22 protein-coding genes and 1 riboswitch are annotated in these 23,354 nt (G+C 71.0%); of the genes, 9 read left to right on the forward strand and 13 right to left on the reverse strand.

Annotation, left to right across the window (positions count from 1 at the left end; translation table 11 throughout):
• Positions 1–240 precede the first annotated feature (240 nt).
• Positions 241–495, reverse strand: coding sequence for a hypothetical protein (locus WS91_RS13495; RefSeq protein ID WP_059670406.1), 255 nt, complete (start codon positions 493–495; stop codon positions 241–243).
• Here WS91_RS13495 and WS91_RS37745 point away from each other — a divergent pair.
• The gene (locus WS91_RS37745) at positions 494–628 is read left to right on the forward strand and encodes a hypothetical protein (RefSeq protein WP_257789108.1); all 135 of its coding nucleotides are present in this window, start codon (positions 494–496) and stop codon (positions 626–628) included. The genes WS91_RS13495 and WS91_RS37745 overlap by 2 nt on opposite strands.
• Positions 629–979: 351 nt before the next feature.
• Here the strand turns inward: WS91_RS37745 and WS91_RS13500 are convergent, their stop codons facing one another.
• The gene (locus WS91_RS13500) at positions 980–2,341 is read right to left on the reverse strand and encodes a chitinase (protein WP_059670407.1); all 1,362 of its coding nucleotides are present in this window, start codon (positions 2,339–2,341) and stop codon (positions 980–982) included.
• Between WS91_RS13500 and WS91_RS36820 the strand changes: the two genes are divergently transcribed.
• Positions 2,328–2,468 carry a hypothetical protein gene (locus WS91_RS36820; RefSeq protein ID WP_162836166.1) on the forward strand — a complete coding sequence of 47 codons (141 nt, stop codon included), beginning with the start codon at positions 2,328–2,330 and terminating at the stop codon, positions 2,466–2,468. The two genes, WS91_RS13500 and WS91_RS36820, sit on opposite strands and share 14 nt — an antisense overlap.
• A gap of 175 nt (positions 2,469–2,643) precedes the next feature.
• Here WS91_RS36820 and cobJ read toward each other — a convergent pair whose 3' ends face one another.
• The 4 genes from cobJ to cobG are packed head-to-tail and all read right to left on the reverse strand — an operon-like array spanning position 2,644 to position 7,235.
• Entirely contained in the window at positions 2,644–4,473 is a 1,830-nt protein-coding gene (gene cobJ, locus WS91_RS13505; RefSeq protein WP_059670408.1) for a precorrin-3B C(17)-methyltransferase, read from the reverse strand.
• Complete coding sequence (locus tag WS91_RS13510; protein WP_059574958.1) at positions 4,470–5,204, reverse strand: precorrin-2 C(20)-methyltransferase; 735 nt, start codon at positions 5,202–5,204, stop codon at positions 4,470–4,472. Before WS91_RS13510 ends, cobJ begins: the two co-directional genes overlap by 4 nt.
• Entirely contained in the window at positions 5,201–5,827 is a 627-nt protein-coding gene (locus WS91_RS13515; RefSeq protein ID WP_059574956.1) for a precorrin-8X methylmutase, read from the reverse strand. The genes WS91_RS13510 and WS91_RS13515 overlap by 4 nt, the downstream gene beginning before the upstream one ends.
• On the reverse strand, positions 5,820–7,235 hold the full coding sequence (cobG, locus tag WS91_RS13520; protein ID WP_059670409.1) for a precorrin-3B synthase: 1,416 nt from the start codon (positions 7,233–7,235) through the stop codon (positions 5,820–5,822). The genes WS91_RS13515 and cobG overlap by 8 nt, the downstream gene beginning before the upstream one ends.
• Positions 7,236–7,343: 108 nt before the next feature.
• A riboswitch (cobalamin riboswitch) is annotated at positions 7,344–7,551 on the reverse strand.
• An 85-nt stretch (positions 7,552–7,636) separates the two neighbouring features.
• Between cobG and WS91_RS13525 the strand changes: the two genes are divergently transcribed.
• The 4 genes from WS91_RS13525 to cobM all read left to right on the forward strand — a co-directional run bounded on the left by WS91_RS13525 (position 7,637) and on the right by cobM (position 11,708).
• Positions 7,637–8,872 carry a bifunctional cobalt-precorrin-7 (C(5))-methyltransferase/cobalt-precorrin-6B (C(15))-methyltransferase gene (locus tag WS91_RS13525; RefSeq protein WP_059574952.1) on the forward strand — a complete coding sequence of 412 codons (1,236 nt, stop codon included), beginning with the start codon at positions 7,637–7,639 and terminating at the stop codon, positions 8,870–8,872.
• On the forward strand, positions 8,872–9,963 hold the full coding sequence (locus WS91_RS13530) for a cobalt-precorrin-5B (C(1))-methyltransferase (protein ID WP_082758180.1): 1,092 nt from the start codon (positions 8,872–8,874) through the stop codon (positions 9,961–9,963). The genes WS91_RS13525 and WS91_RS13530 overlap by 1 nt, the downstream gene beginning before the upstream one ends.
• Entirely contained in the window at positions 9,960–10,703 is a 744-nt protein-coding gene (locus tag WS91_RS13535) for a cobalt-precorrin-6A reductase (protein WP_038743022.1), read from the forward strand. Before WS91_RS13530 ends, WS91_RS13535 begins: the two co-directional genes overlap by 4 nt.
• A gap of 279 nt (positions 10,704–10,982) precedes the next feature.
• Positions 10,983–11,708 (forward strand): precorrin-4 C(11)-methyltransferase, encoded by a 726-nt coding sequence (gene cobM / locus WS91_RS13540; protein WP_038743020.1) that lies wholly within the window; start codon positions 10,983–10,985, stop codon positions 11,706–11,708.
• A gap of 348 nt (positions 11,709–12,056) precedes the next feature.
• Here the strand turns inward: cobM and WS91_RS13545 are convergent, their stop codons facing one another.
• On the reverse strand, positions 12,057–13,622 hold the full coding sequence (locus WS91_RS13545) for a glycoside hydrolase family 10 protein (protein ID WP_038743018.1): 1,566 nt from the start codon (positions 13,620–13,622) through the stop codon (positions 12,057–12,059).
• A gap of 656 nt (positions 13,623–14,278) precedes the next feature.
• Positions 14,279–15,451, reverse strand: coding sequence for an MFS transporter (locus WS91_RS13550; protein WP_059670411.1), 1,173 nt, complete (start codon positions 15,449–15,451; stop codon positions 14,279–14,281).
• A gap of 123 nt (positions 15,452–15,574) precedes the next feature.
• Here WS91_RS13550 and WS91_RS13555 point away from each other — a divergent pair, with 123 nt between their 5' ends.
• On the forward strand, positions 15,575–16,066 hold the full coding sequence (locus WS91_RS13555; RefSeq protein WP_059574944.1) for a MarR family winged helix-turn-helix transcriptional regulator: 492 nt from the start codon (positions 15,575–15,577) through the stop codon (positions 16,064–16,066).
• Positions 16,067–16,533: 467 nt separating this feature from the next.
• On the opposite strand, the gene WS91_RS13560 is transcribed toward WS91_RS13555, so the two are convergent.
• Positions 16,534–17,238, reverse strand: a complete 705-nt coding sequence (locus tag WS91_RS13560; protein ID WP_059670412.1) for a glutathione binding-like protein — start codon at positions 17,236–17,238, stop codon at positions 16,534–16,536.
• Between the two features lie 292 nt (positions 17,239–17,530).
• Entirely contained in the window at positions 17,531–18,451 is a 921-nt protein-coding gene (locus tag WS91_RS13565) for a LysR family transcriptional regulator (RefSeq protein WP_038743007.1), read from the reverse strand.
• Positions 18,452–18,548: 97 nt separating this feature from the next.
• Between WS91_RS13565 and WS91_RS13570 the strand changes: the two genes are divergently transcribed.
• Positions 18,549–18,998 (forward strand): GlcG/HbpS family heme-binding protein, encoded by a 450-nt coding sequence (locus WS91_RS13570; RefSeq protein WP_059574940.1) that lies wholly within the window; start codon positions 18,549–18,551, stop codon positions 18,996–18,998.
• Positions 18,995–19,789: an SDR family oxidoreductase gene (locus tag WS91_RS13575; RefSeq protein WP_038743003.1), complete on the forward strand. Its 795-nt coding sequence runs from the start codon at positions 18,995–18,997 to the stop codon at positions 19,787–19,789. Before WS91_RS13570 ends, WS91_RS13575 begins: the two co-directional genes overlap by 4 nt.
• 210 nt (positions 19,790–19,999) lie before the next feature.
• Here the strand turns inward: WS91_RS13575 and arcC are convergent, their stop codons facing one another.
• The 3 genes from arcC to arcA all read right to left on the reverse strand — a co-directional run bounded on the left by arcC (position 20,000) and on the right by arcA (position 23,348).
• Complete coding sequence (gene arcC / locus WS91_RS13580; protein ID WP_038743001.1) at positions 20,000–20,938, reverse strand: carbamate kinase; 939 nt, start codon at positions 20,936–20,938, stop codon at positions 20,000–20,002.
• Between the two features lie 76 nt (positions 20,939–21,014).
• Positions 21,015–22,025, reverse strand: coding sequence for an ornithine carbamoyltransferase (locus WS91_RS13585; RefSeq protein WP_038742999.1), 1,011 nt, complete (start codon positions 22,023–22,025; stop codon positions 21,015–21,017).
• A gap of 66 nt (positions 22,026–22,091) precedes the next feature.
• Positions 22,092–23,348, reverse strand: a complete 1,257-nt coding sequence (gene arcA, locus WS91_RS13590; protein WP_038742997.1) for an arginine deiminase — start codon at positions 23,346–23,348, stop codon at positions 22,092–22,094.
• Between the last annotated feature and the right edge of the window lie 6 nt (positions 23,349–23,354).

Here is a 23,354-nt window from a genome sequence, read left to right on the forward strand (position 1 = left end):
GCAACTGCAAGATCGCGGCAGCAAGATCGCGAGTAAGCCGCCGGAGCTCGCACAACCGGGCGCATCGATGACATCCGCCGCGCCGCGCTCGCGCGAGACGTTCGAGCTCGAGCGCGCGTCAGGCGCGCTTGCGGCCGCCGTTGGCGCGAAGCCGCGGCCCGTCCGGGCGACGCCGTGACCGCGCCGATCGAACGGGCAGGCGCGCCATGAGCACCACGAGCACCACGAGCGCCACGAACGTCACGGATGCGAATAGAAGCTGTCGCGCTGCGCGCCGCGGGCGCGGCGGTGCGTCCGGTGGTGCTTCTTGCGGTGCACGGAATGCCGATGCGGCTTGGCCTGATGCGTGCGCGCCTGAGCGGGTGCCGAGGCAGGCTGGGACGTGACGCCCGTCGGCGTCGTGCCGCCTTCGTCGAAGTGGTAGATCTGTGTTTGGGCATGCGCGGCGGGTAGCGCGAAGCAGAAGGCGGCGACGCACGGCAGGAAGCGTTTCATGGCGACTCCGGAAAAAAGCGACGTGCCCAGCATACTGCAGCCGCGCGGCATCGTTCCATCGTCCGATCGTCATATTCGCGTCGCGCGCCCGCGCGTGTTGGCGATGCCGGAACGATGCCCGGCGACGTTTTGACGGACAGCGTCGGTCGCATGCCACGTGACACAAAGGTTCGCGCACAAGGATATGACGTCGTCAGCGAGAACGTCGTCAGCGAGAATCTGTTGCGGCAACGTGAACGCAGCGAATCGGGCGCGCGAGCGCGACAAACCGGTCGCCCCCGCGCGTATCCGGCGGCAGAGCCGCCGTACGCCACGTGCTTCGCACCGCCGCCGCGTTCCCGAATTCCCGCATTCCGGGCGCCGAACGAGCCGAGCATCCTGCCCGGCGACGCGCATCGCCGGCCAGGCGGGAGCGGCCCGCGCGAGCGCCGATCCCGCGCGGCGGCCGGCTAGCGCGCGTCGCCGCGCGGCCCGGCCGCCGCCGTCAGGCCTTCGCCCACGGTCCGCCCGCGGTCGGCACGTCGCCCTGCGTCCACCATTTCGCGCAGTACTTCGCACCCTGATACATCACGCACGCGCCGCCCGGATACGCGGTCGTCGCGGACCACGCGGGCGAGTTGCCGCCGACCGGCTTCCACACCGACGACTGCCCCGGAATGTCGCCCTGCGTCCACCATTGCGCCTGATAGGTCGTGCCCTGATACGTGACCGTCGCGCCCGCCGTGTAGACCTGCGTCGGCGACCACGGCGCGCCCGGCTGCGGCTTGCCGCCGCCATCCGAGCCGCCGCCGTAGTTCGGGTCCTGCGTGACGCCCGAGCCCCAGTGCGCGCCCAGTTGCTTGAAGATCGACGAGAACGCGTACGGCTGCTGCGCGACGCCCGAGCAGATCGGCGATGCATACTGCGAGCCGCCGTCGCACGGCTTGTCGCGCGTGATCGACCAGATGCCGACGAAGCCGTAGCTGTTGTTCGCGACCGCCGTCTGCACGCTCTGCGCGTTCGCGAGCGTGAAGGTCTCGCCCTGCACGTCGTTCACGCCGATCATCGGCGTCACGCCGACGAGCTGCTTGAGTTGCGCGTCGGTCTGCGGCTGGCCGACCGATTTGTACGCGATGTCGAGCTGCGAATAGAGGCCCTGCGCGGCGCTGATCGCGGCCGCGCCCATGTCGATGCCGGAGGGGCCGTAGTCCATCGTCATGATGTTCACGGCATCGAGCGCCACCTTGTTCGCGAGCGCCGCGTTCAGCACGTTCAGGCCGTCCTGGACGAGCCCCGTCGGCATCGCCGGCAGCGTGAGCGTCACGTGCAGCGGCTTGCCTTTCGCCGCATAGTCGGCCTGCAATTGCGCGACCGTCTGGAAGTTGCGCGCGACGGCCGCCGAATCCTGCTGCGACGCGCCTTCGATGTCGAAGTCGACATGCGTGAGGCTGTACGTGTCGATCACGGTCTGATACGCGCTCTTCAGCGCGGCCACGCTCGAGCAGGCCTGCATCAGCGGCAGGCCGGCCGCGCCGCCGAACGACACCGCGACGTCGCCGCCCTTGGCGCGATAGTTCGACACCGACGTCGCGATCGTGTTGAGCAGGTCGCCCGTCGCGCCGTTGCCGATCGACTGCACGCCGCCCCACGACGGCGCGCACTGGTTGCCGCCCGATACGACGAAGGCGAGCATGAATTGCTGGATGCCTTGCTGCACGCCGATCTGGTCGACGAGCGGCGTCGGATAAAGCGTCACGTCGACGTACGGCGCGTAAGCGCTCGCCGCGTGCGACGCGCCCGCGGCCGCGAGAAGACAGCCCGCCGCGATCGCGCGCGGGACGATGCGTGACGACATGCTGAAGTTCATTGTTCTCTCCATGTTGATGGGTGGATATGCTGGCCTGCATATCGCCGTCGCGCCGCCGCGCTCGATGGGCGGTCGGCGTTTCGGCTCGCACATCATGGAGGAATCGTCCGCATTATGGAATCGTTAGTCGTTCTTTTTATTATTCGGATTCAAGGTTTGGCGAGCGACTTGATTCGCGATCCGAAATGATCGCGCGCATTGAGCGCGGCGATGCGATCGCGGCGCGGACTGCATGCGCGCCGCGCCCGGTTCGTCGCGCGCGGCGCGACACGCGATGCGCGCCGCTTCACTCCGCTTCGGGATCAGCGATACCAGCGCGGCGTGTACACCCATTCGCGCGCGCCGTCGCGCATGATGCGCCGCGTCGTCGACGAGCCGACGATCACCATCGTGCGCATGTCGACCTGCTGCGAGGACAGCGCGCCGAGCGTCGTCGTCGCGAGCGTCGCGCCGGGGCGGCCGATGTCGCGCCCGAGCACGACGACCGTGTCCGGCGCGCGATGCCGGCGCACGATGTCGAGCGCGCGATCGAACTGCACGGGCCGCGCGCGCGACACCGGGTTGTAGAACGCGAGCGCGAAATCGGCGGCGGCCGCGCAATCGATGCGTTTTTCGATGATCGCCCACGGCTTCAGGTTGTCCGACAGCGAGATCAGGCAGAAGTCGTGGCCGAGCGGCGCGCCCGCTTCGGCCGCCGTCGCGAGCGCGGCCGACACGCCGGGCACGACGTCGAGCTCGACGGCCGACCAGCGCACATCGTCCGATCCGTCGAGCGCTTCGAGCACGGCCGCCGCCATCGCGAACACGCCGGGGTCGCCCGACGACACGACCGCGACACGCCGGCCTTGCGCGGCGAGCTCGAACGCATGCCGCGCGCGCTGCAGCTCTTCTCGGTTGTCGGACAGGTGCAACTGCTGATCCGCGCGGAACGGGCCCGCCATGTTCACGTAGGTCGCGTAGCCGACGACGTCGGTCGCATCGGCGAGCGCCGCGCGTGCGGCAGGCGTCATCAGGTCGGCGCGGCCGGGGCCGAGGCCGAGCACCGTGAGGCGGCCGCGCGCGGTGCCGAGCGTGTCGGCGTCGACGGGCGCGTCGGCGACGGCGATCGCGACGCCGGGCGATGTCGAATCGACGTGCGGCATGCTGACGCGGCGGCTCGCGAGCGAGGCGGGCAGCGCGGCGTCGAGCACGCCGGCGGCGTCCTGCGCGGCCGTCTCGACGAAGCGCAGCGGCACGCGCAGCGCGCGAGCCGCGTCGGTCAGCGCGGGATCGGCGATGCGACGCGCCGGCGCGACGACGGCCGCGAGCGCGAGCGGCGCGAAGTCGTGCGCGGCGAGCGTCGCGACGATGCGCGCGGCGAGCGGCGGCAGGCCCGGCGTCGCGGCGTGCGCGGTTGCGCCCGAGCGCGGTGCATCCGGGTGCGCCGTCGGGCTGCGATCCGACGCGCCGCATGCGCCGCCGTCGCCCGCGCAGCCCTCGTCGCCGAACGCGAAGACGACGCTGCGCGGATGAATCAGCAACTCGCGCGCATCGCCGCGCGGCGCATGCGGCGTGATCCGGATCACGCGCGCCGCGTGTGCGTCGCGCGGCAGCGCGACGCCGTCGAGCCACGTCGCGTCGCCGTCGACGCGCGTGCTTTCGCCCGCGAGCAGATCGGACACGAAGCGCTTGCCCGCGTCGAGATCGGCGAGCGCGTAGCCTTCGGGCGGATTCAGCACGCATGCGCCGAAGCGCAGCTCGCCGCTCGTCGTGATCGCGGCCGCAACGCCGAGCGCGCCGGCGATCTCGCGCGCGAGCACGTTCGCGCCCGCGAGGCCGCCCAGCAGCGGCACGACCGCGCTGCCGTCCTCGGCGACCGCGAGCACGGGCGGCTCCGCGCCCTTGTCGGCGAGGCACGGCGCGACGCAGCGAATCGCGATGCCGGCCGCGAAGAGCGCGACGATCGGCGCGCCGCGCGCATACAGCTCGCGCAGGTGCGGACCGAGCTCGGCGAACGCGACGTCGACATCGGCGCCGACGTCGAGCCGCCCCGCGAGCGCATGCACCCGCGCGCCGTCGCAGCGCGCCCGAATCCGGCGCGCGGTCTCGAGCGCGCCGGGCCCGAGTATCACGATCGCGGGCGCGGCCGTCATCCTTGCCATTTTTCCCCCGGCACGACGAGCAGCGAAAAATACGGCGACGCCATCGGATCGACGTCCGCGAGCGGCACGATCCGCTGCGCGGCCATCGTCGCGCGCTCGACGTACAGCGCGCGCCGCGCGAGCCCGAGCTCGTCGAGCACGCGGCGCACCTTGTCGAAGTTGCGGCCGAGCTTCATCACGACGGCCGCGTCGGCCTTCGCGAGGCGCTCGCGCAATTCGTCCTCGGGCAGCACGCCGGAGAGCACCGAGAGGCTCTGGTTGCGATAGACGAGCGGCACGCCGAGCACCGCCGCGCCGCCGAGCATCGAGCACACGCCCGGCACGACTTCGGCGTCGTAGCGCGGCGCGAGGCGGTCGTGCAGGTACATGTAGGAGCCGTAAAAGAACGGATCGCCCTCGCAGATCACCGCGACGTCGCGGCCCGCGTCGAGATGCGCGGCGACGAGCGCGGCCGCCGTGTCGTAGAAATCGGCGATCACGCTTTCGTAGCAAAGGGGCGGCGGCAGCGCCTCGGTCGTCACCGGATAGACGAGCGGCAAATGCGTCTGCGCGTCGCTCAGATGCGTCTCGACGATGCCGAACGCGTTGCCTTTCTTGCCCTTTGCGACGAAATACGCGACGACGGGCGCGGCCCGCAGCACGCGCAGCGCCTTGATCGTCAGGAGTTCGGGGTCGCCCGGCCCGACGCCGAGCCCGTACAGGCGGCCGGTGTTGCGCGTCATTCGGCCTCCGAAGCGAGCGCGTTGACGGCGGCGGCGACCATCGCGCTGCCGCCACGGCGGCCCGCGACCGCGACGAACGGCACGCCGCGGCTGTCGGCCGCGAGGAGCGCCTTCGATTCGGCCGCGCCGACGAAACCGACCGGAAAGCCGAGGATGAGGGCGGGGCGCGGCGCGCCCGCGTCGATCATGTCGAGCAGATGGAAGAGCGCGGTCGGCGCGTTGCCGATCGCGACGATGCTGCCCGCGAGGTGCGCTCGCCACAGTTCGAGCGCGGCCGCCGAGCGCGTGTTGCCGATCTCGCGCGCGAGCCGCGGCACGTCCGCTTCGCCGAGCGTGCAGATCACCGGGTTTGCCGCGGGCAGCCGCGCGCGCGTGATGCCTTCGGCCACCATCCGCGCGTCGCACAGAATCGGCGCGCCGGCCGCGAGCGCCGCGCGGCCCGCCGCGCCCGCGCCGTCGGAGAATCGCAGGTCGCGGACGATGTCGACCATCCCGCACGCGTGGATCACGCGCACCGCGAGTTTTTCGAGGTCGGGCGGCACGCCCGTCAAATCGGCTTCCGCGCGAATCGTCGCGAACGATTCGCGGTAGATCGCTTCGCCGTCGCGAAGGTAGTCAAGCATCCAAGTCATCCTGAGTGGGCCGCGCGTCGCGCGCGAGCGCGGCGGCGGCCTGGTCGATCGTCAGTTGGCGCGCGACGGCGCGGCCGAAGCCCGTCGCGCCGTCGCGCCGATAGAGGTCGTAGCGGCCCGCCGCGTTCGCGACGAGCGTGTGCTCGGCCGCGTGCGGCAACGCGCAGGAGCGCGCGCAGCCGCTCACGTGCACGTCGACGGGCGCGGCGAGCCGCCCGGCGAGCGCGAGCGCGTCGCCTTTGGTGTCGGCGGGCGAGCGCGCGCAGCCCGTCGAGCCCGCGCACGCGACCACGTGCGCGAGCGGCGCCGACGCGTCGCAGACGAAGCCGAGCGCGGCCAGGCGCGCCAGCGCGTCGCGCCCGGCGTCGCGCGCGACGCCGGGCAGCATCACGCCTTGCCATGGCGTGATGCGCAGCGTGCCGTCGCCGTGCGTGTCGGCGAGCGTCGCGAGCGCGTCGAGCGTGTCGGCGTCGAGCCGGCCGAGCGGCGGCTGCGCGCCGACGACGCGGCGCGCCGGGTCCCGCTCGGGGAGGATGCCGAAACGCAGCGACGCGTCGACGCGCGCGCGTCGCCAGCCGGCAAGTTCCGCGCCGCGCCGCAGCGCGAACGGCAAGCTTGCTTCGACATCCGAAAGGAACGCGTCGGGCGCGCACGTCGCGAGCAGATCGCGCATGCGCGCCGCGCCCGCCGGCGCGCGCTCGACGAAGCGCGTCACGAGCGCGCGCACGCATGCGAGCGCCTGCGCCGGCGCGACGGCGGCGAGCGCGCCGGCGTGCGGCGCGACGGGCTCGCCGTCGACGGGCGGGCAGCCGGCGAGGCCGAGCGCGAGCCATGTGTCTCCGTGTGCGTCGCGCAGCGCGGACAGCCAGATGTCGTGCGGATGATCGAGCGCGGCGAGCCGCTCGCCGCCGTCGAGCAGCACCGAGAACTTCGGCGACAGCGCGGCGCAGCGCGGCTCGGTCTGCAGCATGTCGAGAAGGCGCGCGGCGAGCGCGGCGCTGTCGATGAGCGCGTGCGGATCGCGGCCGGCCGTCGGGCTCAGCATCACGTTACGCACGTCGTCGCGCGCGGCGACGCATGCATCGAGCGACGCGGCGGGCAGGCCGTCCGCGAGCGGCCCGAGCCCCGCGTCGATCAGCGCGCGGCTCGCGCGCGCTTCGCTGCCCGCCTTCACGCCGCGCAACTGCAGGTTCGCGCGATTGGTCGCCTCGATCACGCCCGAACCGAACGCGCGCGCGACGGCCGCCACCGCGCGCGCCTGCGCGGCGCGAAGCGCGCCGCCCGGCAGCTTGATCCGGCACAGGCCGCCGTCGCGCGCGGCGACGATGCGCACGAGCCCCGGGCACGCGCTCGCGGCGCGAGCGGCGTCGGAAGAAAAAACGGCGGCGGAAGGGTTCAACGGCGCTCCGGATCAGGCGTCGCGCGGCGGCCCGAGCCGGCCGGTCCGCGCGGGATGCGCACGGGCGGCGGGCTGCGGCATCGGTACACCCCGCCCGATGTTGGATGGCACGAACGAAACGTCCCGGCAGGTCTCCTGGCTGGCAGGTCGTCATCCGCAGCGGGCCTTCCCGGCGGCCGCGGGTGGGCGGCGTGACCAGTGGCGTGGATCGGATGCGGACTCGCTGCTCACAGTTGCGGGGGCAGCCGCAGCGGCGCGGCGCGCCCTGCGTTCCCTCTTGGGCCCCGTGGGGCGCCGGTCGACGGACGCTGTATTATGCCTTTTTTCGTGACGTCCGAGCGCGGGATGCGCTGCGCGGGCGACGCTTTCAGGATCGACAGGAACACGATGGAGTACGACGGATGACCGCGTGGCTGACGGTGGTGGGCATCGGCGACGACGGATACGCGGGGCTCGGCAGGAGCGCGCGGCGCGCGCTCGCCGAGGCGGCGGTGGTGATGGGCGGCGAGCGGCATCTGGCGATGCTGCCGGCGCGGCGTGGGGCCGAGCGCGCGCCGTGGCCGAAGCCGTTCGATCTCGCGCCGCTCCTCGCGCGGCGTCCGGCGCGCGTGTGCGTGCTCGCGAGCGGCGATCCGATGCTGTTCGGCGTCGGCGCGACGCTCGCGCGCGCGCTCGCGCCGCACGAATGGCGCGTGCTGCCCGCGCCGTCTTCGCTGTCGCTCGCGGCCGCGCGCGTCGGCTGGGCGTTGCAGGACGTCGACGCGGTGTCGCTCGTCGGCCGCCCGCTCGCGTCGCTCAATCGGCATTTGTATCCGGGCCGGCGTCTCATCGTGCTGAGCGCGGACGGCGCGACGCCCGCCGCGCTCGCGCTCGCGCTCGCCGCGCGCGGCTTCGGGCCGAGCGCGATGACCGTGTTCGAGCATCTCGGCGGCCCGCTCGAGCGGCGCATCGACGCGCGCGCCGACGCGTGGGGCGACGCGCGAACGGCGGCGCTCAACCTCGTCGCGATCGAATGCCGCGCATGCCCCGCGCGCGCCGACGCGCCGCGCCTCGCGCTCACGCCGGGCCTGCCCGACGACGCGTACCGCCACGACGGCCAGCTGACCAAGCGCGATCTGCGCGCGCTCGCGCTCGCACGGCTTGCGCCCGCGCCCGGCGAATTGCTGTGGGACGTCGGCGCGGGCTCAGGGTCGATCGGCATCGAATGGATGCGCGCGCATCCGAGCTGCCGGACGATCGCGATCGAAGCGCATCCGGAGCGGCAGCGCTTCATCGAGCACAACCGCGACGCGCTCGGCGTGCCGGCGCTCGAGCTCGTCGCGGGCCGCGCGCCTGACGCGCTCGCGGGCCTGCCCGCGCCCGACGCGGTGTTCGTCGGCGGCGGCGTGAGCCGCGACGGCGTGCTCGACGCGTGCTGGGCCGGCCTGAAGCCCGGCGGCCGTTTCGTCGCGCACGCGGTGACGCTGCAGGGCGAGGCGGCGCTCGTCGCGTGGCGCGAGCGGCACGGCGGCGCGCTCACGCGCGTATCGGTCGCGCACGCGCAGCCGCTCGGCGGCTTCGACGCGTGGCGGCAGGCGCTGCCCGTCACGCTGTACGACGCGCGCAAACCGCGCGACGCGCAGCCGGAGCACGGGTGATGCGCGACGAAACGCCCGAGCAGCCGGCACCGCTGCGCTTCGGCTACACGACGGGCAGTTGCGCGACCGCAACGTCGCTCGCGGCCGCGCGCCTGTTGCTGAGCGCTCAGGCGAGCGACCTGGTCGAGATCGTGTTGCCGAAGGGGCAGCGCGTCGCGATGCGCCTCGAGTTCTGCCGCGTGACGGGTGACGGCGGCGCCGAGGCGGGCACGATCAAGGACGCGGGCGACGACCCGGACGTCACGCACGGCGCGCTCGTGTTCGCGCGCGTGAAGCTCGCCCACGAGCCGGGCGTGCGCTTTCACGCGGCGGCGGGCGTCGGCACGGTCACGCGCGCGGGGCTCACGATCCCGATCGGCGAACCGGCGATCAACCCGGTGCCGCGCCGGATGATGGCGGAGCACCTCGCCGCGCTCGCGGCCGAGCACGGTTACGCGGGCGGCTTCGACGTGTCGATCGGCGTCGAGAACGGTGAGACGCTCGCGTTGAAGACGATGAACCCGCGCCTCGGGATCGTCGGCGGCCTGTCGATCCTCGGCACGACGGGCATCGTGCGGCCGTTCTCGTGTTCCGCGTACATCGCGTCGATTCATCAGGGGATCGACGTCGCGCGCGCGAACGGCGTGTCGCACATCGCCGCGTGCACCGGCAACGCGAGCGAGGACGCGGTGCGCGCGCGCTACGGCCTGCCCGACATCGCGCTCATCGAAATGGGCGACTTCGCGGGCGCGGTGCTCAAGTATCTGCGCCGCGCGCGCGTCGCGCGGCTCACGCTGTGCGGCGGCTTCGGCAAGCTCAGCAAGCTCGCCGCGGGGCACCTCGATCTGCACAGCCGACATTCGAGCATCGACTTGCCGCTCCTCGCCGCGTGGGCGGGCGAAGCGGGCGCGAGCGCCGTGCTGCAGCACGAGATCCGCGCGGCGAACACGAGCCAGCAGGCGTTGGCGCTCGCGCTCGCGCACCACGTGCCGCTCGGCGACATCGTGTGCGCGCACGCGCGCCGCGTCGCGCGCGATATCGTGCCCGACGAGGTCGACGTCGAAGTGCTCGCGATCGATCGAGCGAGCCGCATCGTCGGCGTCGCGCCATGAGCGCGCGCCGCGTGTTGCTGCTCGGCGGCACGGGCGACGCGCTGCGCGTCGCGCGCACGCTCGCGCCGCGCGACGTGTACAGCCTCGTGGGCCTCGGCAAGGTGCCGGACGATCTGGCGTGCGACGTGCGCGTCGGCGGCTTCGGCGGCGCCGACGGGCTCGCGCGCCATCTGCGCGAGCACGCGATCGCGCTCGTCGTCGACGCGACGCATCCGTTCGCCGCGCGAATCAGCGCGAACGCGGCCGCCGCGTGCCGCGCGGCGGGCGTGCGGTACTGGGCGCTGCGCCGCGCGCCGTGGCGGCCGCAGCCCGGCGACGACTGGCGCGGCGTCGCCGATTGGCACGGCGTCGCCGCCGCGATCGCGCCGTTCGCGCGGCCGCTGTTCACGCTCGGGCGCGAGCCGCTCGCGCATCTCGACGAGATTGCTCCGCATCAGCACTGGCTCGTGCGCTGCCTCGACGCGCATCCCGGCAACGCGCGCGCGCACGTGCTCGCCGCGCGCGGGCCGTTCTCGGCCGACGGCGAGCGCGTGCTCTTCGCGACAGCCGGAATCGACGTGGTCGTCAGCAAGAACAGCGGCGGCGCGGCGACCGAGGCGAAGCTCGACGTCGCCCGCGAGCGGGGCATTCCCGTCGTGATGGTCGAGCGGCCGGCGCTGCCCGACGCGGATCGCGAATTCGGCGACACGGCCGCGCTCGTCGACGCGTTGCGCACGTTTCGTGCAATTCGCGCGTCGTGACGGGCCGCGTGTGCGGTACGCTCGCGCGTCGACGCGGGGCCGGCATGATGATCGAAGACGGCGGGCCGGATGTCCCGCGGGCCGCACGCGCCGGGCCGAGTTGCGTGCGCGGCGAGGCGTCATCAAAGCGGGACAGGTCGCGTAGGCGAGAAGAGCGACGAAAGTGACGAAAGTGACGAAAGCGGGCTGCCCGAGCGATGCGCGCAATGCGCGAGAACGCGCCCCGCGGCGCGCGCATCGCATCCTCGAATCGAATCATCGAATGACGGAGTATCTTGAATGACGGTGTATTTCATCGGCGCGGGTCCGGGCGATCCCGAGCTGATCACGGTGAAGGGCCAGCGCCTCGTGCGCAGTTGCCCGGTGATCCTGTACGCGGGCTCGCTCGTGCCGGCCGCGGTGCTCGACGGCCATCGCGCCGAACTCGTCGTGAACACGGCGGAGCTCGATCTCGATGCGATCGTCGCGCTGCTCGCTCAGGCGCACGCGAACGGGCAGGACGTCGCGCGCGTGCATTCCGGCGATCCGTCGCTGTACGGCGCGATCGGCGAGCAGATGCGCCGGCTCGCCGCGCTCCGGATTCCTTACGAGATCGTGCCCGGCGTGACCGCGACGGCCGCGTGCGCGGCGGCGCTCGGCGTCGAGCTGACGCTGCCGGGCGTCGCGCAGACCGTGATCCTCACGCGCTACGCGGGCAAGACGACGATGCCCGAAGGCGAGTCGCTCGCGAGCCTCGCCGCGCACCGCGCGACGCTCGCGATCCATCTCGGCGTGCGGCATCTCGCGCGAATCGTCGACGACGCGCTGCCGCACTACGGCGCCGATTGTCCGGTGGCCGTGATCTACCGTGCGAGCTGGCCCGACGAGGAGCGCGTGACGGGCACGCTCGCCGACATCGTCGACAAGGTCGCCGGCACGCCAATCGAGCGCACCGCGCTGATCCTGATCGGGCGCGTGCTCGACGCGCAAGGGTTCGACGAGTCGACGCTCTACGCGAAAGGGTGAGGACGGCGGCACTCGGCGCAGGTCAGCATATCGGCAAGCGCCGGCGTGCGCAGGCATGCGGCGATTGCGCGCGTCGAGCGCGCGAACGGGCATGCAAGAGGCAAGGCAAGCTTGGGGCGGCACGCGCATCGATGCCGAATCCGACATCGATTCCTGCATCGACTCCGCCCCCCGACGCCGATGCGACCGTCGCTGCGCGAAGCGCGGGCTCGAACGCGTCGGCGACACATCGCGATCCACGCGCGGCGTCCCGCATCGAGCCGAGCGCGAAATATCAGATGCCGAAGCGCGGCGTCGCCCGTGTTCGCGTGAACGACGCTCCGCCGCCGGCGCATCCGCGCGAGCGCTTCAATGCGATCGCAAAGCCGGCGTCACGACGTCGACCGGCTCGCTTTCGTTCCAGAGACGATCGAGCGCGGTGACGACGTAGCGGTAGTCGCGATCGGCGTGCGCGGTGATGTCGACATAATCGGTTCCCCGAACCGTCGCGAGCAAATGGCGCGCGTCGTGGTCGTCGCACATGTCTTGCCGTCCCGTCTCGTGGCGATAGACCGCGTAAGACGCCGCCGCATTCGAGCGCGGCTTCCATCGCAGCCGCACGCCGTCCGGCGTGCGTTGCGCACGGAGATCCTCAGCGGGCGGCGGCGGCGCTCCGTCGAGCGGGCGCATCGCCGGCACGAGCGCCGGCCGCGAATACCAGGTGCGGTTCACGCGCGTCGTCGCGCCGAGCCGGTCCGCGCGCACGTCCTTCGCGGAAAAGTAGACGTCGCCCTTCACCTCGGGCACGGTGAGATTGAACGCCAGATGATTGCTCAGCTCGGCCGGATCGGACCAGCCCGGCGATTGATTCGACGTGCCGACCTTGTACGCCGCCTGCCCGATGTACAAGTGCACGTCGCGGCCGCGCGCCTCGTTCGCCCACCACGACACCACCTTGTCGTAGTCGGCGGGTGCGAAGCCTTGCGCCCAGTACACCTGCGGGACGACGTAATCGATCCAGCGCTCGCGCAGCCATCGGCGCGTATCCGCATACAGGTCGTCATAGGTCTGCACGGCAGCCGACGTCTGCGAGCCCTGCGGATCGGTGGCCGCGTTGCGCCAGACCGCGAACGGCGAGATTCCGAACTTCACCCACGGCTTCGCGGCCTTGATGCGATGCGCGAGCGCTTCGACGAGCCGATCGACGTTGTCGCGGCGCCAGTCGGCGAGCGTCGGGAAGCCCGCGCCGTATCGAGCGTAGGCCGACGCATCGTCGAACGTCTCGCCCGCGACCGGATACGGGTAGAAATAGTCGTCGAGATGCACGCCGTCGATATCGTAGCGGCCGACGGCGTCCATGATCGCGTCGACGACGAACGCGCGCGCGGCCGGCACGCCCGGGTTGTAGTACAGTTTCCCGCCGTAGCGAACGACCCAGTCCGGGTGCTGGCGGGCCGGATGCGTCGCGACGAGCGCGTCGATGCGCTCGTCCATCGCGATGCGATACGGATTGAACCATGCGTGCAGCTCGAGATTGCGCCGATGCGCTTCGGCAACCGCGAACGCGAGCGGATCGTAGCCGGGGTCGCCGCCTTGCGCGCCCGTCAGATATTTCGACCACGGCTCGAACGGCGACGGCCAGAATGCGTCCGCGGTCGGGCGAACCTGGAGGATCACGGCATTTCGATTCATGCGGGCCGCGTCGTCGAGCCACGCGCGCAGCTCGGCCTCCTGGTCGGCGACGGACAGGCCCGGGCGGGACGGCCAGTCGATGTTGATCACCGATGCGATCCACGTACCGCGAAACTGCCGCTTCGGCATCGTCTCGTCGGGCCGGCACGCGACATCGGGCGCGGCGCTCGCCGGCGCCGCGAACGCGCCGGCGGACACCACGAGCGCGGCCGCGGCGAAATGACGGAATCGAGTCGACATCATGGGCATTTCCTTGGCCGGATCGGCGCGTTGGGGTCGTGACGTTCAATAGGGACCGTGGCGTGCCGTACGAGTTCCGGCTCGGGCAAAGCGCGATCCGTGCGGCCGATGCGCGGGCGCGCTCGGGATCGGGCCGGCGGCAGCTCGAGCATGAACAGGCACGCGCGGGCACGCGCGCTTCGCGGCGAAGATGTGCGCGGCCGATTTGAGGAGGGCGCATCGCAGGCGTTCGCCGCCGTGCGATCGGGCCGCGCGACGCGACATGGCCGCATTCGCGCATGTCAGCATGCGTAGTTCATCGGCGCGACGAACGCGCGCCATGCGTCGATTCGTAGTTTCGTCGTCGACACGCCGTCGAAACGTTGCGTCTTCGACGCGAGACGCAAATCGGCGCGCGCCATGCCGCCCCGAAGCGACGCCCGCGCATCGGCGATAGGGTAGCCGCCGCGCGCGCGTCGCGTCGCGTCGGCGGCGCGCCGGCACCGAGCGAGCGGGGATTCCTCCGGCCGCACCCATGCGGCGATACCGGCGAGCGGCGCTGCCGATATGACCGCAACGCAAGCAACCCACACCACGAATGCAACGCGACGTCGCGCAAACGCCAGACGATACGCGTCGCGCGCCGCCCATGCGCCACTCACTCGCCGCTGACTCGCCCCTCACGCGCCGTTTCGCGCGACGGCGAGCCGCAGCGGCGCGAAGCGCGCGGCCATCGCCGCCATCGCGACGCACACGGCGGCCATGAAGCCCCATGCCGGCGACAGATCGGCGACGTTCTGCCGGATCACGCCCGCGACGAACGGGAAAAGGCCCGCGATCAGATAGCCGATTCCCTGGACGAATCCGGTAAGCGCGCCGGCCTCGGCCGCGCTCGGCGCGTGATCGAGCGCAACGATCAGCGACAGCGGAAACAGCGCGCCGATGCCGAGGCCGAGCAGCAGCGACGCGGGCAGCGCGAAATCGATCGGCGCCGCGATCAGCACGATCAAGCCGACGAACAGCGACGCGATCGCGGCGAAGAGCGCGGGACGGCGATCCGTCAGGCGGTCGATGAACGCCGACACGGTGAGCCCCGCGGCGACCTCGGCGAGCGTCACGCCGCCGAGCAGCCCGCCCGCCGCTTCGGGCGACCATCCGAGCGCCACGTAATACGGCGGCAGCCACGCGAGCACGAGCGTGTACGCGCCCGTGCCGAGGCCGAAGAACGCGGCGAGCAACCATGCGCGCGCGCCGCTCGTGCGCCGCGTGGCCGAGCGCGCCTGCGCGTCGCGGGCCGCCGCGCGCGTCGCGAGCGGCCACAGCAGCGCGGCGGCGACGGCGGGCAGCGTCCAGCCGGCCAGCGCGAGCGGCCAGCCGAGCGCGTGCGACGCAAACGGCGTCGCGACGCTCGCGAACACGGCGCCGCCCATGATCGACGTCGAATAGAAGCCCATCACGCTGCCCGCGCGCGCGGCGAACTCGGCCTTGATGAAGGCGGGCAGGAGCGCCTGCACGGCCGCGATGCCGAGCCCCGCGCACAGCGCGGACGCGAGCAGCACGGCGGGCGCGCTCGCCGCGACGCGCGCCGCGCATGCGAGCCCGATCAGCGCGACGCCGAGCCATACGCCCGCGCGCACGCCGGCGCGGCGCGCGAGCCACGGCGCGCTCAGCGCCCCCGCGCCCATCAGCAGGATCGGGACGGTCGTCAGCAGGCTCGCCGCGCTGTCGGACAAGCCGGTCGCGCGCTGGATCGTATCGAGGAGCGGCCCGACCGACGCGAGCACCGGACGCAGGTTGAGGCCGACGAGGACGATGGCGGCGAGCCGCCAAGCAGGAGAAAGAAGCATGTGCATAGGAATGGAAGCGGCGCGCGTCCGGACGGCTGCCGGGTACGCGCATTGCGTATAATTGTCTCGACATCAAGATAGATTCGATCTATCTCGACGTCAAGATAACTTGGACGAACAGGAGGGGTAATGGATCGCGCAGCACATGCGGTCGAGCAATGGCGTCGCGAGCGCCCGGATCTCGACCCGTCGTCGATGATCGTGCTCGGCAGGCTGCAGGAGGCGGCGCTCGTCATCGCGCGGGACAGGCTCAACCCGCTCTTCGCGCGCTACGGCTTGCAGCCCGGCGAGTTCGACGTGCTCGCGACGCTGCGTCGCAGCGGCGCGCCGTACGCGCTGACGCCGACCGCGCTTTACGACGCCGCGATGATCTCGTCGGGCAGCATGACGAACCGGATCGATCGCATCGAAAAGGCGGGGTGGGTCGAGCGCCGCCCGAATCCGGCGGACGGGCGCGGCACGCTCGTCGCGCTGACGCCCGCGGGGCTCGCGTTGATCGACGACGCCGTCGTCGCGCACGTCGACAACCAGCGGCGCGTGCTGGCCGCGCTGAGCGACACGGAGCAGCGCCGGCTCGCGAAGCTGCTCGGCAAGCTGCTGCAAGGGCAGGCCGACGGCTGACTGCACGTTGATGGGCCCGGCGGCGCGGGCGAGCCGATAAGGACCGGCGCGGATCGCCGCGAATCGGCGCGAAATCGCCGCGAAATCGCTCGAAACGGCGCGGCGCTCGATGCGCCGCTCGCGGAATGATTCGCACCACTTCGCGTTTGGCGCATCGTGAACGGATGCATGTGGCGCGCGGATGCCGGACGGAGGCGACGCAAACGCCGGACGTCGAAGGCGCATGCGATTCGGCGAGAGGAAGGAGGCAAGAAGGAGGCGAGATTGAAACGTTGAAGCGGCGTGACTGGTGACTTTTCGCGTATGCCGTCGCATTCGCGATGGCGTTCGTTGCGAGCGCGAAAAGGAGAAGCGGAAGCGGGCAGAGGATCGAGGAGGCCGGCGACGCGGCGAGCCGCGCGTGCGTCCGGCCGCCCGTCGGCGCAAGGCGTCGCACCGCACGGACGCGGCGCGACGCCGGCACGCGGTTACGGCCGCGCCGGAATGTTCAGCCCGCGCGCGACCGTCGGCCGTGCGAGAAACGCGTCGAGCACGCGCGCGACGTTCGGAAAGCGCTCGAATTCGACGAGCTCGCGCGCCTCGTAGAAGCCGATCAGGTTGCGCACCCACGGGAACGTCGCGATGTCGGCGATCGTATAGGCGTCGCCCATGATCCACTGGCGATCCGCGAGGCGGCCCTCGAGCACCGCGAGCAGGCGCTTCGCTTCGCCGACGTAGCGATCGCGCGGGCGCTTGTCCTCGTATTCGCGGCCCGCGAACTTGTGAAAGAAGCCGACCTGGCCGAACATCGGCCCGATGCCGCCCATCTGGAACATCAGCCACTGGATCGTCTCGTAGCGGCGCGCGGGATCGGCCGGAATGAACCGGGCCGTCTTGTCGGCGAGATAGAGCAGGATCGCGCCCGATTCGAACAGCGCGAGCGGCTTGCCGCCCGGGCCGTGCGGATCGATGATCGCCGGGATCTTGTTGTTCGGGTTCAGCGACAGGAACTCGGGCGACATCTGGTCGTTCGTGTCGAAGCGCACGACGTGCGCCTCGTACGGCAGCCCCGTTTCCTCCAGCAGGATCGACACCTTGACGCCGTTCGGCGTCGGCAGCGAATAGAGCTGGATGCGCTCCGGATGCTGCGCGGGCCATTTCTTCGTGATCGGAAACTCGGAAAGATCGGACATGGATGAACTCGGTCGATGAATCGATGAAGAAGTCGCCACGCGCCCGCCCGTGATCCGCGCGGGCGGCGCGGTCCGCACAATGTAGCCGATCCCGCGCATCGTTGCTGGCGGCGGCGCGACTTCGTGATATCGCGAAATCATGCAAGCGCATTGCGCCGCGCCGGCGCTTTTGCATGGGGCGGCGGACCAGGCCGTCGCCGGACGCGGACGAAGCACGAGAGCGACGCACAAAAACGACGCACAAGCGCGCGGCACGAGGCGGCATCGCGCCGCAACGGCGAACGCGAAGCCGTCAGCGCCGCGCGTCGGCCGCCGCGTGCTCGCGCAGCACCGCGATGAACGCGCGCAGCTTCGGCGGCACGTGCTTGCGGTTCGCGTAGTAGAGCCACATCGGCGGCAGCGTCCGGCATGCGCCCGGCAGCACCTCGCGCAGCGTGCCGCGGCGCAGGTCGTCCTCGATCCGCTCGCGCATGAACACGAACGCGATGCCCGCGCCCGCGCGCGCGGCGTCGATCACGGCGCCCGTATCGGTGCTGACGAAGCGGCCCGCGACGTCGAGCTCGATGTCGCGGCGGCCGTCGCGCAGCGGCCATTTGTGCAGGCGCCCGCTCTTCGGAAAGCGAAAGCGGATGCACATGTGCCGCGCGAGGTCGGCGACCTTCGCAGGCGTGCCGTGCTGCGCGAGATAGCCGGGCGTCGCGACGAGCGCGCACGTGAGCGCGGGCGCGATCTTCACGCCGACCATACCGGGCTGCAGCCGGTCGGCCAAGCGTATCCCGGCGTCGAGCCGTTCCTTCACGATGTCGACGAGATGATCCTCGTAGCGGATCTCGACGCTCACTTTCGGGTAGCGGCGGAAGAATTCGGCGAGCACGTCGGCCGTGACGACCGATTTCGCGAGATGCAGCGCGCTGATCCGCAACAGGCCCTCGGGCTCGTCGCGCGCGTCGTTCAGCGCGTCGCGTGCGTCGGCGACCTGCCGGTACGGCTGCGCGGTCGCGTCGTAATAGCGCTGGCCGGCTTCCGTCAGGCTCACGCCGCGCGTGCTGCGGCTGAACAATTTGACTTTCAGCTCGCTTTCGAGCTGCCCGATCGCGAGGCTCACCGCGGCGGGCGTGAGGCCGAGCGCGGCCGCCGCGCGCGTGAAGTTGCCGTGCGTGACGACGCTGATGAACACATGCAGGCCGCCGAGCGGATCGCGTCGCAGAGTCATTAGAAAAACTTGATACGTTTGTGAGCGGAACACTGATTCTCGCAGATACCGCCGATCCTTACACTGGCTCCCAGTCGAATCGCACAAGGAGCCGCCGATGTCCACCGAACTCACGCTCGAACGCGCGCGGCGCGTCGTCGACGCCGGCGTCGCGAACGCCGCGCATCTGAACGCGGCGGGCGTCGCCGTCGCGATCGCCGTCGTCGACGCCGGCGCGCATCTCGTCGCGTTCGCGCGGATGGACGACGCGTTCATCGGCGCGATCGATCTCGCGACGCGCAAGGCCGGCACGGCCGCGCGCTTCCGGATGCCGAGCGCGTCGCTCGGCGTGTTGTCGGCCGGCGACGGGCCGATCCGCAGCATCGAGCACAGCAACGGCGGGCTCGTCACGTTCGGCGGCGGCCTGCCGCTTCTCGACGCAAACGGAAGCTGCGTCGGCGCGGTCGGCGTGTCGGGCGGCACGGTCGACGACGACAGCGCGATCGCACAGGCGTGCGTCGATGCTTTCGCCACTCTTCTCAACGCAGGACAAGGAGCAAGGACATGACTCGGAAACGCATTCTGGTGACGGGCGCAGGCTCGGGTTTCGGCCGCGAGGCCGCGCTGCGGCTCGCCGCGAAAGGCCATCACGTGATCGCGGGCGTGCAGATCGTGCCGCAGATCACCGAACTGAACGCCGAGGCCGCGCGGCGCGGGGTCGCGCTCGACGCCGTGAAGCTCGACGTGACCTCGGCGCGGGACCGCGCGCAGGCCGCGCGCTGGGACGTCGACGTGCTGCTGAACAACGCCGGCGTGGGCGAGGCGGGCGCGCTCGTCGATCTGCCCGTCGACATCGTTCGCGAGCTGTTCGAGGCCAACGTGTTCGGCCCGCTCGAGCTCACGCAGCAGGTCGCGCGCGGGATGATCGCGCGCGGGCGCGGCAAGATCGTGTTCGTGTCGTCGATCGCCGGGCTCATCACGGGCGCGTACACGGGCGCGTATTGCGCGTCGAAGCACGCGGTCGAATCGATCGCCGAGGCGATGCACGCGGAGCTCGACGCGCACGGCATCCAGATCGCGGTCGTCAATCCGGGCCCTTATAGCACGGGCTTCAACGACCGGATGATGGAGACGCCGCGCCGCTGGCTCGATCCCGCGCGCGACGCGGCGACGCCCGAGAAGCTGACGTTCCCGTTCGAGCAGTTCGACCCGCAGGAGATGGTCGAGAAGATGGTCGAAGTGACGGAAAGCGACGGCGGGCTGTTCCGCAACCTGCTGCCCGCCGCCGTCGAGCAGTTCGTGCGCGACGAGCAGACGCATGCGTGGACGCGCCGTCAGAACGACAAGCGCGGCGCGTGAGCGGACGAAGAGCGCGGCGGGCGGCGCGCTCGCCGGTGCGGGACGTCGATGCTGCGGATCAACGCTGCGGATTGCATCGGCGGTGCGATACGCGAGGGCTCGAAGCGCGCCGCGGCCGCACTGGCCGCGGCGCGCGCGACGACAGCCGCGCCTCGCCGCCGGCGCGCGTCGCGCGGCGGCGGATCGCCATGCCGCTCGCCGCCGTCTCGCTCAGTGCGGCTTGCGGTAACGAATCCCGTCGACCTTCGTGCTGACGCGCGTGCCCGCGCGGCCCTCGGCGATCGCGACGATATCCGCGAGCGAGCCGATCACCGCATCGTGTCCGGTCTGCCGTGCGAACTCGATCGCCGCCTGCACCTTCGGCCCCATCGAGCCGGCCGCGAAACCGAGCCGTTCGAGCTCGTCCGGATGCGCGGCCTCGATCTGCGCTTGCGTCGGCTTGCCCCAGTCGACGTACGCGCCGTCGACGTCGGTCGCAATCACGAGCAGATCCGCGCTCAATTCGCGCGCGAGCAGCGACGCGCACAGATCCTTGTCGATCACCGCCTCGACGCCCGAGAGCTTGCCGCTCGCGTCGTAGCGCGTCGGAATGCCGCCGCCGCCCGCGCAGATCACGATCGTGCCTTTCTCGAGCAGCCACTTGACCGGCCGGATCTCGAAGATGCGCCGCGGCCGCGGGCTCGCCACCACGCGGCGGAACTGGTCGCCGTCGGGCGCGATGCGCCAGCCTTTTTCCTGCGCGAGCCGCTCGGCGTCCTCGCGCGAATAGACGGGGCCGATCGGCTTGGTCGGATGCTCGAACGCCGGATCGGCCGGATCGACCTCCACTTGCGTCAGGAGCGTCGCGAACGGCGCGTCGGGCGGCAGCAGGTTGCCCATTTCCTGTTCGATCAGATAGCCGATCATCCCTTCCGTCTGCGCGCCGAGCACGTCGAGCGGATAGGGCGCGACTTCGGTATATGCCGCGCCCTGCAGCGCGAGGAGCCCGACCTGCGGCCCGTTGCCGTGCGCGATCACGAGTTCGTTGCCGGGCGCGATCTGCGCGATCTGCGCGACCGCGATCTTCACGTTCTCCCGCTGCTGGGCCTCGGTCATCGGCTGATTGCGCTGCAAGAGCGCGTTGCCGCCCAATGCGATGACGATACGCATCGTGTTTCTCCTTGAAGATGCGCGCGGCGCGGCGCCCGATGATGCAGGGCGCCGCACGGTCGCGCGCGTGGGTTCGTCAGATGCCGCCGAGCGTCGACACGAGTACCGCCTTGATCGTGTGCATGCGGTTCTCCGCCTGCTCGAACGCGATGCAGCGCGGCGATTCGAACACTTCGTCGGTCACTTCGATGCCGTCCTTCAGACGCGGATAGCGCTCGGCGATCTGCTTGCCGACCTTCGTCTCGCAATTGTGGAACGCCGGCAGGCAATGCATGAAGCGCGTGCGCGGATTGCCCGTCGATTCGATCAGCTTGCGGTTCACCTGATACGGCAGCAGCGCCTTGATCCGTTCGTCCCATGCCTCGACGGGCTCTCCCATCGACACCCATACGTCGGTGTGGATGAAGTCGACGCCCTTGACCGCCTCATGCGGATCTTCGCTCAACATGATCCGCGCGCCGCTTTCGGCCGCGAACGCCTCGCATTGCGCGATGAACTCCGCAGCGGGCCAGAGCGCCTTCGGCGCGCCGATGCGCACGTCCATCCCGAGCTTCGCGCCGATGAGCAGCAGCGAGTTGCCCATGTTGTTGCGCGCGTCGCCGAGATACGCGTAGCTGATGTCGTGCAGCGGCTTGTCGCTGTGCTCGCGCATCGTCATCACGTCGGCGAGCATTTGCGTCGGGTGGTATTCGTCGGTGAGGCCGTTGAAGACGGGCACGCCCGCATGATGCGCGAGCTCCTCGACGATCTCCTGGCTGAAGCCGCGGTACTCGATCGCGTCGTACATCCGGCCGAGCACGCGCGCGGTGTCCTTCATGCTCTCCTTGTGGCCGATCTGCGACGACGCCGGATCGATGTACGTGACGTTCGCGCCCTGGTCGTACGCGGCGACTTCGAACGCGCAGCGCGTGCGGGTCGACGTCTTCTCGAAGATCAGCGCGATGTTCTTGCGCAGCAAACGCGGCTGCTCGGTGCCGCTGTACTTCGCGCGCTTGAGATCCCGCGCGAGATCGAGCAGGTAGCGCAGCTCGCGCGCGTTGTGATGCATCAGGCTCAGCAGATTGCGGTTGTGCAGGTTGAAGCTCATCTGGATTCTCCGTTGGGTGTCAGGCAGCGGCGCCAAAGCGCCGCGACGCTCGCTTCGGTGTTCGCCTCAGTAGTCGACCGGATCGCGCAGCACCGGGCAGGTCATGCAGTGGCCGCCGCCCCGGCCGCGGCCGAGCTCGCTCGAGCCGATCGTGATCACCTCGACGCCCGCCTTGCGCAGCAGCGTGTTCGTATACGTGTTGCGGTCGTAGCCGACGACGACGCCCGGCTCGACGCAGACCATGTTGTTGCCGTCGTCCCATTGCTCGCGCTCGGCCGCGAAATCGTTGCCGCCCGTCTCGACGACGCGCAGCGCCCTGAGGCCGAGCGCCTGCGCGACGACGTCGACGAACGGCTTGTCCTCGCGCTCGATCTCGATGCCGTAACGCGCGTCGCCGCCCGGGCGCAGCGAGAACGGCACGATCCGGCTCACGACGTCGGGGAAGACCGTCACGAGATCGCGGTCGCAGAAGCTGAACACGGTGTCGAGGTGCATCGACGCGCGCGAGTTCGGCAGGCCCGCGACGATCACGCGCTCGGCCGCGCCCTTTTGGAACAGCGCTTGCGCGAGCTGGCCGATCGCCTGGCGCGAGGTGCGCTCGCCCATTCCGACGAGCACGACGCCGCGGCCGATCGGCATCACGTCGCCGCCTTCGAGCGTCGCCATCCCGTGATCGCGGTCGGGATCGCCGTACCAGATGTCGAACTTCGCGTCGGCGAACGCCGGATGGAATCTGTAGATCGCGGCGACGAGGAGCGTTTCCTGCCGGCGCGCGGGCCAGTGCATCGGATTGAGCGTGACGCCGCCGTAGATCCAGCATGACGTGTCGCGCGTGAACATCATGTTCGGCAGCGGCGGCAGCACGAACGACGATTTGCCGAGATAGTCGCGGAACAGCGTGAGCACCTTCGAGCGCTCGGCGCCCGGGATGTCGCTCGCCGCGACGCCGCCGATCAGGAACTCGGCGAGCGTGCGCGGCTCGAGGCCCTCGAGCCACGCGCGCACTTCGTCGACGAGGCCGATGCCGACGCTGTCGGGCGTGATCTTGCGGTCCAGTATCCACTTGAGCGCGGCCGGATTCTTCACGGTCTCGGTCAACAGGTTGTGCATCTCGAGCACTTCGACGCCGCGCTCGCGCATCTTCGACACGAAGTCGAAATGGTCGCGTTTCGCCTGGTTCACCCACATCACGTCGTCGAACAGCAGCTCGTCGCAATTGCTCGGCGTGAGCCGCTGATGCGCGAGCCCCGGCGAGCAGACGAGCACCTTGCGCAGTTTGCCGACTTCGGAGTGGACACCGACTTGAGGGATGGCGTTGGTCATGTTGGT

The sequence above is a fragment of the Burkholderia sp. MSMB1498 genome, from assembly GCF_001526245.1.
In the GTDB taxonomy this organism is placed as follows: Bacteria; Pseudomonadota; Gammaproteobacteria; order Burkholderiales; family Burkholderiaceae; genus Burkholderia; species Burkholderia savannae.